This is a genomic window from Vreelandella aquamarina (genome assembly GCF_900110265.1).
Taxonomy (GTDB): Bacteria; Pseudomonadota; Gammaproteobacteria; order Pseudomonadales; family Halomonadaceae; genus Vreelandella; species Vreelandella aquamarina.
The window spans coordinates 1-12,133 of the sequence record NZ_FODB01000077.1 but is presented as its reverse complement, the minus strand read 5'-3'; the positions used below and the strand labels follow the sequence as shown (position 1 = coordinate 12,133).

Annotated in this window: 11 protein-coding genes and 1 pseudogene; 4 read left to right on the top strand and 8 right to left on the bottom strand. The window is 56.3% G+C overall.

What is annotated here, in order from left to right; all coding sequences use genetic code 11:
* Positions 1–112: 112 nt before the first annotated feature.
* From BMY49_RS15905 to BMY49_RS15895, 3 genes are all read right to left on the bottom strand, one after another.
* Positions 113–838 carry a 3'-5' exonuclease gene (locus tag BMY49_RS15905; protein ID WP_058577508.1) on the bottom strand — a complete coding sequence of 242 codons (726 nt, stop codon included), beginning with the start codon at positions 836–838 and terminating at the stop codon, positions 113–115.
* 1 nt (position 839) lies between these two features.
* The gene (locus tag BMY49_RS15900; protein WP_089676022.1) at positions 840–2,750 is read right to left on the bottom strand and encodes a DUF294 nucleotidyltransferase-like domain-containing protein; all 1,911 of its coding nucleotides are present in this window, start codon (positions 2,748–2,750) and stop codon (positions 840–842) included.
* 255 nt (positions 2,751–3,005) lie between these two features.
* Positions 3,006–3,395 (bottom strand): DUF4168 domain-containing protein, encoded by a 390-nt coding sequence (locus BMY49_RS15895; RefSeq protein ID WP_054641526.1) that lies wholly within the window; start codon positions 3,393–3,395, stop codon positions 3,006–3,008.
* 146 nt (positions 3,396–3,541) lie between these two features.
* On the opposite strand from BMY49_RS15895, the gene BMY49_RS15890 reads away from it, so the two are divergent.
* Both BMY49_RS15890 and BMY49_RS15885 read left to right on the top strand, forming a co-directional pair.
* Positions 3,542–4,465, top strand: coding sequence for a DMT family transporter (locus BMY49_RS15890; protein ID WP_089676021.1), 924 nt, complete (start codon positions 3,542–3,544; stop codon positions 4,463–4,465).
* Positions 4,380–5,220: pseudogene (locus tag BMY49_RS15885) on the top strand (EAL domain-containing protein). Before BMY49_RS15890 ends, BMY49_RS15885 begins: the two are co-directional and overlap by 86 nt.
* Before the next feature lie 30 nt (positions 5,221–5,250).
* Here BMY49_RS15885 and mtgA read toward each other — a convergent pair.
* The 4 genes from mtgA to BMY49_RS15865 all read right to left on the bottom strand — a co-directional run bounded on the left by mtgA (position 5,251) and on the right by BMY49_RS15865 (position 8,806).
* Positions 5,251–5,967: a monofunctional biosynthetic peptidoglycan transglycosylase gene (mtgA, locus tag BMY49_RS15880; protein WP_062373953.1), complete on the bottom strand. Its 717-nt coding sequence runs from the start codon at positions 5,965–5,967 to the stop codon at positions 5,251–5,253.
* A gap of 10 nt (positions 5,968–5,977) precedes the next feature.
* A complete protein-coding gene (gene fghA, locus BMY49_RS15875; RefSeq protein ID WP_062373955.1) occupies positions 5,978–6,832 on the bottom strand; it encodes an S-formylglutathione hydrolase in 855 nt (284 codons plus the stop codon).
* A gap of 83 nt (positions 6,833–6,915) precedes the next feature.
* Entirely contained in the window at positions 6,916–8,025 is a 1,110-nt protein-coding gene (locus tag BMY49_RS15870) for an S-(hydroxymethyl)glutathione dehydrogenase/class III alcohol dehydrogenase (protein WP_058577505.1), read from the bottom strand.
* Between the two features lie 88 nt (positions 8,026–8,113).
* Positions 8,114–8,806 (bottom strand): MBL fold metallo-hydrolase, encoded by a 693-nt coding sequence (locus BMY49_RS15865; protein WP_244154989.1) that lies wholly within the window; start codon positions 8,804–8,806, stop codon positions 8,114–8,116.
* Between the two features lie 117 nt (positions 8,807–8,923).
* Here BMY49_RS15865 and BMY49_RS15860 point away from each other — a divergent pair, with 117 nt between their 5' ends.
* Positions 8,924–9,811, top strand: a complete 888-nt coding sequence (locus BMY49_RS15860) for a LysR family transcriptional regulator (protein WP_058577504.1) — start codon at positions 8,924–8,926, stop codon at positions 9,809–9,811.
* A gap of 14 nt (positions 9,812–9,825) precedes the next feature.
* Here BMY49_RS15860 and BMY49_RS15855 read toward each other — a convergent pair whose 3' ends face one another.
* Positions 9,826–11,193, bottom strand: coding sequence for an L-serine ammonia-lyase (locus tag BMY49_RS15855; RefSeq protein WP_089676020.1), 1,368 nt, complete (start codon positions 11,191–11,193; stop codon positions 9,826–9,828).
* 186 nt (positions 11,194–11,379) lie between these two features.
* On the opposite strand from BMY49_RS15855, the gene BMY49_RS15850 reads away from it, so the two are divergent.
* A complete protein-coding gene (locus BMY49_RS15850; RefSeq protein ID WP_089676019.1) occupies positions 11,380–12,024 on the top strand; it encodes a hypothetical protein in 645 nt (214 codons plus the stop codon).
* The last annotated feature ends 109 nt before the right edge of the window (positions 12,025–12,133 follow it).

The following is a 12,133-nucleotide window of genomic DNA, read 5'->3' as shown; positions in this document are numbered from 1 at the left end:
CAGCCCGATAATGGGGGACAGGAACCGCCGTGGTACGGATCCGTTTGCCCGGTGGTGTGAGAGGACGGGGGAGGCGACTCCCCCTCCTACTCGATCAAAGAAGGTGCGAGCGCTAACACCACAGCGCTTTTAAAGGCGTCTCAGGGCTATAGCGATTGGCGATTTGCGCCTGCAAAAGCTCGGCAGTGGCAAGAGCATCAATGAGCGCATGGTGGCCTTGGTAAACGGGTAAGCCGTAGCGCTCGCGGCTGGCGTTGAGGCGAATCGATACCGGCGGACGCCCCAGCCAGCGGCGAAAGCGCGCCCACAGTGTTTGTCGATGCCACCGCGCTTCCAACGACATGGTATCGATCATGGGAAACAACACCCCCTCACCACGGCGCGCCTTCACCGCCGCATCGAGAAAAGGTCGCTCGATATTACGAAAGTGAACCACCACGACCCGCCCGGCCAACACCGCCAACAGCTCGTCTAGCACGCTATCCAAGTCTGGCGCATCGGCAATCTCCGAGTGCGTGATGTGGTGATACGCTATCGATTCCTCATCTAACGGACGGGGCGGTTTCACTACCCAGTAACGGCGCTGAGCCATGGATATACGCCCTAACGTAAACGGCACGACGCCAATGCTGACGATCGCATGGCGTCGCTCATCGAGTCCGGTGGTTTCCATATCCAGCGCCACCATGGGCACTTCTGACAAGGGCGTATCAGGATCAGGCATGGGCGTGTTGAAAAAGCGCTTCAACATCTCATCTTGAGCTCGCTCAGCGCGGGCTTCCATATAACTCGCCCAGTCGGCCTGAGTAACTTTTTGGCGCGGTCGTATGCCGTGCATATCAGCGCCCCTGCCGTTGGGTGGGAACGGGATAGCGGAACTTCAAAAACTTCTGGGCATTGCTCAGCACCTGAAAAGCGTCTTTCAGGGTATGGCGTTCGCTATCTTCCACGTTCTCCGGCTCGATATTGTTGTCCGGCTCACGCTCTTCCTGCAGGTCGATCATTTGGTGACGGATCCGCGACATGCACAAGAACTCGAGCGCATAGCTGAGTTTGTCACTCACCCCGGTGGCTAGCAGCTGGGTTTTGCTGATGTCGTCCAAGCGCTGGAAGGAGTTTTGCGCTTTGGAACCGCAGGCCAATGCATGCACGCGAATCAAATCCACCATCGGTGCCGTTCCGCGCCGCTTTAGGTTGATGGAGTTGTTGTGCTTGCCATCTTTTTCCATCACGAAGGTGCGGAAGAACCCCAAAGGCGGCGTGCGATTAAGCGCATTACGCGCCATCGCCGCCAGGAACAGCGGCGACTTGGGAGCGGTTTGGGCAATCAAATCCTGCAACGTTTCAACGAACAGGTCTTCCCCATAGACGCTATCCAGATCAAAAAATATCGAGCTGTGCAGCAGCTTCTCGGGCGTTGGGTTCGCCATCCAGTCCTGGAAGTAGCGCTTCCATACCGACAGCGGCTGACGCCACTGGCGATTGGTCGCCATCACATCGCCCTTGCAATAGGTGTAGCCACAGGCGGCCAAGCCATCGCTGACGAACGCCGCCAGGGCATGGAAGTACTCGTCGTGCTCTTCGGGGACGAAGTCATCAGAGAGAATCAGCGCATTATCCTGGTCGGTGACAATGCTCTGCTCATTACGCGCCATGGAGCCATTGACCATATAGCAATAAGGCACTGGCGGCGGCCCAAGGGTATCTTCTGCCAGTTCTAACAACCGTCGAGTAAAGCTACGCCCAATAGTGGAAAGCGCACTGCCCACCATTTGTGAGTTGGCCCCCTCCTGTACCATCCGCACAAAGGCGGCGCGTACGTCTGGCGCTAGCTTGGCAAGCCCCTGGGCGCTGGACTGGTTGAAGATATTGCTCACCAGATAAAGACCGCTCTGGGTTTCATAGCGAATAATATCAGAAAGGTGCACGACCCCCACCGGGCGCTGGCGGTAAAGCACCGGCAGGTGATGCACGTTGTTACGCAGCATAGTCAGCATTGCTTCATATATTGAAGCATCAGACTGCACGGTAATTAGCCGTTCCGACACGACCTCGCCAATAGGCGTGCTGGACGATAACCCTTCAGCCACCACGCGGGTACGGAAATCGCTGTCAGTCAGAATACCGCACATCTGCCAGGTTTTGCCTTCGCTGTCCTGGAAGCTGTAACGGGGGTTATCGCTACCTTCATTAATCACCAGCACCGCAGAGGCCTGGGCATCGCTAATCTGCTTGGCCGCCTGTTGTACGCTGGTGGTGGATTCGACCATCACCGGGTAACGGGTGACCAGCTTACGAATACGGGTCACCATCATGTCGTTAGACTTCTTCTGCTGCTCGGCGGCGGTCTCTAATCGAGGACGCTCCAACTCGACGAAGTCAGCGAAGTCATCATCCTCTTCGCATAGCCGTTGAAATACCTCATTGGGAATAAAGTAAATCAAGGTATCTTCAATAGCTTTGGCGGGAAAACGCACCTTGTGGTTACGCAGCAGGCTAAAGTGGCCAAAAATATCCCCCTCGCCTAGGCGGTTATAAAGCTCCCCTTGGCGGCGATAGACTTCAACTGCGCCGCTGCGAATGTAGCAAAGCTCGTCGAGGGTATCGTTGAGCTCCAGAATATCGCTGCCCGTTTTGAAGTAGCTTACCTCTACCTGCTCGGCAATCGCGTCCAGCAGCTCATCCGACAAACCATCAAACGGGGGAAACTGCCCCATGTGCTGGCGTATTTCTAATAGCTCAACGTCCATACGCTCTCCTGCTGGGCGCTTTGTCTCTCTAGCTGGCTATCCGGCAGCCAATCCTGGGCTAAGTTTGTCTTGAACAACCAATATCGACAACCCTTGGGGAATGAAAGCGTAGTGATAAATAATGGTGACTAATAAAAAAGCCCAACGCATGTACGTTGGGCTTTGGTCGGCTTGCGGCGTGACAGTTACTTCGCACGTTAAGGAAAATCTGTCACTATCCGCATAGCCTCAGATGAATCACTTAAGAAATGGCGCTTATGACTGGTTAGCCATCTCTTGAACGCGCTGCATCATTTCTGGATCTTGCTGGATGGATTGACCGATAGCATTGAACGTGTCGACGTCCAAGCCGCTATCTTCGACGACTTCGATCATGCGGTCGTTAGCTTCAGCGCGAACTTCCTGTTGTGTGGCTTCGTCTTCTGCTTCCTGCAGACGCTGGGTGTACTCTTGCGAGATCACGGCGATTTCTTGAGAAGCATCGGCGAACTGCTGTAGCTGCTGATCAGAAAAATCCTGAGTCGGGGCTTGTTGAGTAGCCATTGGGTCTTGCGCTTGACCGTCGGCTTGTTGGGCGTGAGCGGTGCCCGCCATCAGACCCGTCGCAAGAAGTGCAGCAGAGAACAGAGCAGTCATACGTTGCATGGTAAGAAACCTCATTGACGCGTTATGAATGTGCCCAGTGTGACGCGTCGTTTGGGCGCTGGTTCAATCTTTTATGTAAAATCAAGTAACAAAAAGAACAAAACATAAGTTATTCACGCAGCGACTCATGCTGCTATAGGAGAATTATGTCTAGTATTTTCAATGCTTTAAAAGAAAAAGACGCCGCCTCTCTCGGGCTTGCCGCCATGCCTGGTATCTTCGTTCTTTTATGGAGCACGGGCTTTATTGGCGCAAAATTTGGCCTCCCTTACGCCGAACCCTTCACCTTTTTGTTCCTCCGCTTCGTACTCACCCTACTGCTACTGACTCCCTTGATATGGATAATGCGAATTTCATGGCCTTCATCACCTACGTTATGGAAACATATCGCGGTATCGGGTTTGCTGGTTCATGGCACCTACTTAGGCGGTGTATTTTACGGTATCTATTGGGGCATGCCTGCGGGTCTGGCCGCGCTTTTGGTTGGCCTGCAGCCACTCCTCACCGCCGCCTGCGCAGGACCGCTGCTCGGCGAGCGGTTGACCAGACGGCAGTGGTTAGGCCTGTTGTTGGGATTGGTCGGCATCAGCTTGGTTCTGGGCAGTAAGCTGGAACTCGGCAGCACGCTCTTTAGCGGCTTTGGGATGGGCGCATTGGTGAGCGTGATGGCTGCCCTAGTGGGTATCTCGCTTGGCACGCTGTATCAAAAGCGCTACTGCACCAGTATGCCCTTGCTGTCCGGCGCGGTGATTCAGTACATAGCAGCTGGTGTGCTCTTAGGGTTTGGCGCCCTACTGTTCGAAAGCCGCGAGGTTGAGTGGAGTATGACGTTTATTCTAACGCTTGGCTGGCTCGTGCTGGTTCTCTCAATTGCCGCTATCCTGCTATTGATGGCCTTGATAAAGAAGGGGGAGGCTTCTCGTGTAGTAAGTCTCTTTTATCTGGTGCCTCCAGTCACGGCACTTCAGGCGTGGTGGCTATTCGATGAGCGTTTGCCGCTGCTGGGATTGGCAGGCATGGTCATTGCCATTATCGGCGTGGTCATGGTGGTACGCCCCTCGACGACATAATTCGATACGAAAAAAACGAATCTTCCAGGGCTTGGAAAAAATGACTGCACAACCTCACTGCGCCTGGGCCGACGACGTTTGCAACCGATGCGATACCCCAGTTCCCTTTTCGTTTACGATGGCCTTTCAACCGATAGTAGATGTGACTCAGCGGCAGGTGGTTTATTACAAAGCATTAGTGCGTGGCATAAACGGAGAGTCGGCCTTTTCGATCCTCAGTCAAGTGACCGATGAGCTAATGTACCGCTTTGATCAAGCTTGCCGGGTAAAGGCAATCGAACTTGCCAGCGAGCTGGGCATGACTGAACGGCTTTCGATTAACTTTCTGCCTAATGCTGTGTACGAGCCGGAAGCCTGCATTCAATCGACGCTAGAGACATCACGCCGGGTCGGCTGGCCAACTGAGCGGCTCAATTATCGACAGCTATCGCCGTATGGGCTTTACTACGTCGCTGGATGATTTCGGCAACGGCTACGCGAACTTGGACCTACTGACGGACCTTCACCCCGATACGCTAAAAATCGACCGCGAACTGGTGATGGAGTGCGATAGCAATAGCCGCCGCCAAGCCATTCTGAAAAGCATGGTGGCACTGGCCCGCACCCTGGGTACCCAGCTAGTGGCGGAGGGTGTCGAGACCCGGGAAGAGTCGCGCTGCCTGTTGGCGCTGGGTATTGCCGTGCAGCAAGGCTATTACTTTGCCCGCCCAGAGGTGGGCAAACTGCCCACCGTGGCGCTGGAAAAGTATGACTAGAAAAACCTATGGTTCGTTAGTTGTGAACGATTAAAGCCGTTCAAGATAGGAAGTGCCGCCTAAATTACGCATTTGCTGGCGAATCCATTGGCTGCGACGCTCTACCTGGGCGTCGGGCCTAGAGGCACTGCGATTCCGAGGATTGGGTAAAATGGCGGCTAGCAGGCTTGCCTGCCTCTCGGTCAAGGCACTTCCGGAAGCACCAAAGTAGTGGTCGGCGGCAGCTTCCAGCCCAAACACCCCGGTATCCCACTCGGCCACGTTCAGGTACACCTCCAGAATCCGCTGCTTGCTCCAGAAGGTTTCGATCAGCAGGGTGAACCAGGCCTCCAGCCCTTTGCGCAGCCAGCTGCGCCCACTCCATAGGAAAACGTTCTTGGCCGTTTGCTGGCTGAGCGTACTGGCCCCCCGCAGCCTCGAGCCATCGCGGCTGGCCTCCCAGGCACGACGCAGCTCTACCACATCGAAACCTCGATGAATCGGGAAGCGTTGGTCCTCGGCGGCAATCACCGCCAGCTTGGCGTTATTCGAGAGATTCTCCCAACTACGCCACTGGCGCTGAATATCAACCGGTTCGCTGTTTATCCAGCTTTGCACCTTACGTTCAACCATCACCATGGAGCCCGGTGGCGGAACAAAGCGAAATAGCAGCACCAGGGCAACGGAGAGCACCACGAAGCCAAGCGCACCACGCCAGATAAGACGCCATAACAGACGAAGAAAACGGCGCAGCGCGCGATTGAGCATCTCGGAATCCTTAGCGTTTCATGAGGTGTTCCGCATGATAGCGCAAATGGTCCTCAATGAACGAGGCGATAAAGAAGTAGCTGTGGTCATAACCTGGCTGGCGACGCAGCGTCAGCGGGTGGTCATGCTCTTCACACACGGCTTCCAAACGCTCGGGCATCAGCTGCTCTTCCAAGAACTGGTCCGCTTCGCCTTGGTCGATAAACAGCCGCTGGCGGGACGCCCCGTTGGCCACTAGCTCGCAGGCGTCGTACTGGCGCCAGCGGGACTGGTCATCACCCAGATAGCTGGTGAACGCTTTTTGCCCCCAGGGGCAGTTCATGGGGTTCACAATCGGCGCAAAGGCCGAGACCGAACGGAACCGGCCAGGATGGCGCAGGGCAAGAATCAGCGCCCCATGGCCACCCATGGAGTGACCGCTGATAGATTCGCGCCCATTAACGGGGAAGTGCTGGCGCACCACCGACGGTAACTCTTCAATCACGTAATCGTACATACGGTAGTTGGATTTCCACGGCGCCTGGGTGGCGTTCACGTAGAAACCCGCCCCGGAGCCAAGGTCATAGCTATCGTGCTCGCCGGGGAGATCGGTGCCACGCGGGCTGGTATCCGGACAGATAATCGCCACGCCTAATTCGGCGGCAATGCGGTGCGCGCCAGCCTTCTGCATAAAGTTTTCGTCGTTGCAGGTCAGGCCCGATAGCCACCATAACAGCGGAACACGCTCGTTTTCTGCCTGGGGTGGCAGGTACACGGCGAAGACCATGTCGCAATCCAGCGCCCGGGAGTAGTGGCGGTAGCGCTTGTGCCAACCGCCGCAGCTGCGGTTGGCCGACACCAGTTCTAAAGTTTCACTCATGCTCATGGGGCAGGCTCCTTCAGAAGATGAAAACGCGGCGGGTCTCCCCTACCGCGTTCGTTTATCTGGTTTCTTTCGCTAGATGATACTCAGTAATGCAGGACGGTACGAATGCTCTTGCCTTCATGGAGCAGATCGAAAGCTTCGTTGATCTTCTCAAACGGCATATCGTGGGTGATAAAGTCGTCGATGTTGAGCTCGCCATTCATATAGCGATCCACGTAGCCCGGTAGCTCGCTACGGCCTTTCACACCACCGAACGCCGAGCCTTTCCAAACGCGGCCTGTCACCAGCTGGAAGGGACGGGTTGAGATCTCTTCGCCTGCGCCTGCCACGCCGACAATGATCGATTCACCCCAGCCTTTGTGGCAGCACTCAAGCGCTGAACGCATCACGTTGACGTTGCCGATACACTCAAACGAGTAGTCGACGCCGCCATCGGTCATATCAACGATGACCTGCTGGATCGGGTCACTGTAATCTTTGGGGTTGACGAAATCAGTCGCGCCGAACTGCTTGGCCAGCACAAATTTGTCTGGATTGACATCAATCGCGATGATTTTAGAAGCTTTCGCCATCACCGCCCCCTGAATCACCGCCAAGCCAATGGCACCCAAGCCGAACACGGCAACGGTAGAGCCGGGCTCTACTTTCGCGGTATTCATAACGGCACCAATACCCGTGGTAACACCGCAGCCCAGCAGGCAGATTTTATCCATCGGCGCTTCTTTGGAGACCACCGCCAGCGACACTTCCGGCAACACGGTGTACTCACTAAACGTGGAGGTGCCCATGTAGTGGTGCAGCATTTTGCCGTCTAGCGAGAAGCGTGATGTGCCGTCTGGCATGACACCTTTACCTTGGGTCGCACGTACGCTACCACAGAGGTTGGTTTTACCTGAGAGGCAGAATTTACACTTGCCGCACTCGGCGGTGTAGAGCGGAATAACGTGGTCACCAGGTTTCACGCTGGTAACACCTTCGCCTACTTCTTGAACAACGCCCGCGCCCTCGTGGCCCAGTACGGCTGGGAAGTTGCCCTCAGGGTCGGCACCGGACAGCGTAAAGGCGTCTGTGTGACACACGCTGGTGGCGGCCATTTTCACCAGCACTTCTCCCGCCTTCGGGCCTTCAACATCAATCTCAACCAGCTCAAGCGGCTTACCCGCTTCTAATGCAACCGCAGCACGTGATTTCATGGTCACTCCTAGCTAAAGTTTATTGACTATCGTTTAAATGTCTGTGAGTGAGCACGCCGTGGCGCACTCGACTTACCAAGGGTGTGGATTACTCGCTATCGCGGGCGATAGGCGCAAACTCAATGGGCAGCCAGCGGTAGCCTTCTTCGTCTTCGACGATGTGACCGATGCCCGGGAACGGCATGTGAGCACCGGCCACCCAGTGCTTCTCATCGACCGCTCTCTCCAGCACCGCTTCACGTGTGTGTACCGCTTGCTCGGGGTCGGAATCGAATTCGATGGCAACGCTTGGGTCAGCAAACTGCACGCCGTAGCTGTGGACGACATCGCCCCATACCAACATGGCGTCGTCACCACTATTGAGCATAAAGCTCGCATGGCCCGGCGTATGGCCGTGAGCATCCCGCGCAACGATGCCCATCAGCAGCTCATCGCCTGGCGCAAAGGGGCTGAATCGGCCAGCCTCTTGATAGGGCGCCACGGCCTCTTGCGCCATGGTAAAGAAGGCACGCTCCTCCTCTGGAAGCGCTTGAGAGCGCTCTTCGTCCAACCAGAAGTCAGCGTCGCCTTCGCTGGCGCGCAGCTCGGCATTGGGATAGACCGCCTCACCGTTCTCATCCACCAAACCGCACACATGGTCCGGGTGCAGGTGGGTCATCAAGATCGTATCGACCTGTTCCGGTGTATAGCCCGACGCGCGTAAGTTCTGCTCGACCTGGCCCAGAGTGGGACCAAAGCACGCCGTGGCCAGCGTGAAGAGATCATCGACATCATCAAACACTCCATGAAAACGCGAGATAGACCTGAAGTGTAGGTCAGCTAGGCGAGAAAGATAAAGCGGGATACACTCACAAGATTATTGCTCCTGAGCAACAATCTCTTTAATTAAGGGTTCGCCATGCAGCGCTGGGATCGTATCGAAGCCTTCGTCGAGGTGGTCAGGCTGGGCACCTTTTCCGCCGCCGCTCGACACCTCAAAGTCTCTACCTCGCATATCAGCCGTTTGGTCAGCCAGCTAGAGAACCAGCTAGGCGTGCAGCTACTCTACCGCACCACGCGGCAGATTCGGCTGACCGATGCGGGGGCGCTTTACGTGGAGCACTGCCGCCATTTGTTCGATGGGCTGCGTGATGCCGAGCAGGCGATCAGCGAGCTGCAGGCCAAACCCCATGGGCTACTAAAACTGACCTCGGCAACGACTTTCGGCGAGCGCTACGTTGCCCCGCTGGTCAACGACTTCCAGCGTCTACACCCCCAGTTGGAAGTACACATGCACTTTACCAATCGCCCGGTCGAGCTGATCGAAGAGGGGTACGACATTGCCATCCGAATGGGCGTGCTAAAAGACTCTAGCCTGATTGCCCGACGGTTGTGTGAGCGGCGGGAGTACGTAGTGGGCTCAAGCGCCTATTTTCGTCAGGCGCCCCGTCCCCACACGCTGGGCGAGCTGAGCCAACACCGCTGCCTGCTGGGGTCGCGCCCCAACTGGCTGTTCGAAGTGCACGGTCAGCGGCGAGAGGTCAAGGTAGAGGGGTGCTGGAGCAGCAACTCGGGGCCTGCCCTGCTGGATGCAGCCCTGAAAGGGCTGGGCCTGGCTCAGTTGCCGGATTACTACGTCGCTCCGCATCTGGCCAGTGGTGAACTGATCTCGGTGCTGGAACCCTTCCAGCACCACCGTACGGCGGTGTGGGCGGTCTACCCGCGCCACCGCCACTTGTCACCCAAGATTCGTCAACTGGTGGACTATCTGGTGGCCAATATCGGCCGCACCCTGCCCCAGGCCTGACACGCGCAGCCGGACTAACACTCGATGGCGTTGACCGCGAGCCCTCCCTTGGAGGTCTCCTTGTATTTGTCCTGCATGTCGCGTCCGGTATCGCGCATGGTCTTGATCACTTTATCCAGCGAGACGAAGTGGTCGCCATCACCATGCAGCGCCATACGGGCGGCATTGATGGCCTTGACCGACGCAATGGCATTGCGCTCGATACAGGGGACCTGCACTAGCCCCGCCACCGGGTCACAGGTCAGCCCCAGGTTATGCTCCAGGCCAATTTCCGCAGCGTTTTCTACCTGCCGCGGCGTACCGCCCAGCACTTCGGCCAGCCCGGCCGCCGCCATGGCGCAGGCAGAGCCCACCTCCCCCTGACAGCCTACTTCAGCGCCGGAAATTGAAGCGTTCTTTTTGCATAGAATGCCCATGGCACCGGCAGTCAGCAAAAAATTCACTACATCGGCATCGCAGGCGTCCGGCTCGAACTTTAGATAGTACGCCAGCACGGCGGGCACGATACCCGCGGCACCGTTGGTAGGCGCGGTCACCATCCGCTTACCAGCGGCATTCTCTTCGTTCACTGCTAGCGCAAACAGGTTGACCCAGTCCATCACGGTAAAGCTGGTCACAATCAGGCGCTGATTGTCGGGCGGCGAGAGCAGTTGCTGATGCAGTGAATGGGCGCGGCGGCGGACATTTAAGCCGCCCGGTAGGCGCCCGGTGGCCTCCAGGCCATTATCAATACTCTGGCGCATGGCGTGCCAGATGGTGAGTAATTCGTCACGTATCGCGGCTTCGCTACGCCAAGCTTTCTCGTTTTCTAACATCAGCTCGCTGATGCTTAGGCCGTGCTGCTGGCACAGTGTCAGTAACTCATTTGCTGACTCAAAGGGATAAGGCAACGCTGTTTTGTCTTCATCCAGCCCGCCTCGGTCAGCGCAGGCCTGGTCCACATAAAATCCACCGCCCAGGGAGTAATAGGTGTTCGTACTGATCACCGTATCTCCTTCATACGCCGTGAGTACCATGGCGTTAGGATGAAACGGCAGGCAGGCCTCATCCCACTCGATATCACGTGCGCGCTGAAACGCTAGCGCTTGGCCGTTGGGAAGCCTCAATGGCTCGCTGTTATCCAATGCGGCTAAGCGCTCGGCGATAGTATCAAGGTCAACCGCCTCTGGCGTCTCGCCCATCAACCCCATCACCACGGCATTATCAGTGCCGTGACCGACACCGGTCGCTGCCAGCGAGCCGTGCAGCCTTACCACAACACGGCTGACCTTGGGCGCTGTCAGCGCCATGACGAAATCTCGCGCTGCCCGCATGGGCCCAACGGTATGTGAGCTGGATGGGCCAATGCCAATCCGAAACAGATCAAACACACTAATTGCCATAAAAGTGCCTGCCCCGAGAGGTAATTATTACGCTTGTAGCGTTACTTTGTAGCCTAACCGGCTAGCCGTCGAGCAATTCTCAGCTAGTTAGACGTGCGAGCATAGAAAGGTGACGATATAATGAACATTCACCCCTGCATGTTTGTTTGCCTCCCGTAACATTTTATCTCCGATAAGGACACTGGTATGTCACCATCTCCCCCCTGGGCGATTAGCTTTCGCACCGCGCTACTTCGTGCCACGCTCTACACGCTAGCGATTGGCGGCATTGCTCAAGGTGGCTTCCTAGAGGTGTTGTATCTACCTGAGGTGCGCTATACCGAGCTTGGGTTCACAGAGTTTACCCAAACGTTGATATTGGCTAGCTGCTGCGCGCTGCTTATTTATATTCGACAAGTGCTGAAGATCTGGCCAACGGTAACACTGCTGCTCTTGGCGTTTGTGTCCGCTTCGCTCGTACGCGAGCAAGATTACTTTCTGGACTATTACGTAGCGGATAACACCTGGAAGTTTGTAGTGGCGCTGATTGTGCTACCGAGCCTTGCCTGGGTCATTATTCATCGTCAGCGTTTCCTGGATGAGTTCCGCTACTACAGCAATACGTTTTCATTTGGGCTGTTCGCGGCAGGTGTCCTGGTCACTTATATCTTTTCTCATCTATATGGACGTCAGGATTTTTGGCGCGCCGTGCTTGAAGAGAGCTACATTCGCGACTTTAAAGACATTGCCGAAGAGGCCATCGAACTACTCGGCTACAGCTTGATTCTGTTTGCCACCATCGAGCTTCTCTTTCTCGCACGACGCATCCATCGCGCACGGCAAACGCCTTAACCAATCACTTATCCCCCCAGCCAAACACCGCTGACGCCCCGCGTCAGCGGTGTTTCATTGTGCGCCAGGCATGGCGCGCAGCGCCTTGACTGGCGCTATTCCTGAGGGT

Excerpts from the sequence above, each read along its gene's own strand:
- BMY49_RS15860 (WP_058577504.1), top strand. The coding sequence starts at position 8,924 with ATGCAGCGCTGGGATCGTATCGAAGCCTTCGTCGAGGTGGTCAGGCTG.
- BMY49_RS15895 (WP_054641526.1), bottom strand. The coding sequence starts at position 3,395 with ATGCAACGTATGACTGCTCTGTTCTCTGCTGCACTTCTTGCGACGGGT.
- BMY49_RS15890 (WP_089676021.1), top strand. The coding sequence starts at position 3,542 with ATGTCTAGTATTTTCAATGCTTTAAAAGAAAAAGACGCCGCCTCTCTC.
- fghA (WP_062373955.1), bottom strand. The coding sequence starts at position 6,832 with ATGAGCATGAGTGAAACTTTAGAACTGGTGTCGGCCAACCGCAGCTGC.
- mtgA (WP_062373953.1), bottom strand. The coding sequence starts at position 5,967 with ATGCTCAATCGCGCGCTGCGCCGTTTTCTTCGTCTGTTATGGCGTCTT.
- BMY49_RS15905 (WP_058577508.1), bottom strand. The coding sequence starts at position 838 with ATGCACGGCATACGACCGCGCCAAAAAGTTACTCAGGCCGACTGGGCG.
- BMY49_RS15850 (WP_089676019.1), top strand. The coding sequence starts at position 11,380 with ATGTCACCATCTCCCCCCTGGGCGATTAGCTTTCGCACCGCGCTACTT.
- BMY49_RS15900 (WP_089676022.1), bottom strand. The coding sequence starts at position 2,750 with ATGGACGTTGAGCTATTAGAAATACGCCAGCACATGGGGCAGTTTCCC.
- BMY49_RS15855 (WP_089676020.1), bottom strand. The coding sequence starts at position 11,193 with ATGGCAATTAGTGTGTTTGATCTGTTTCGGATTGGCATTGGCCCATCC.
- BMY49_RS15870 (WP_058577505.1), bottom strand. The coding sequence starts at position 8,025 with ATGAAATCACGTGCTGCGGTTGCATTAGAAGCGGGTAAGCCGCTTGAG.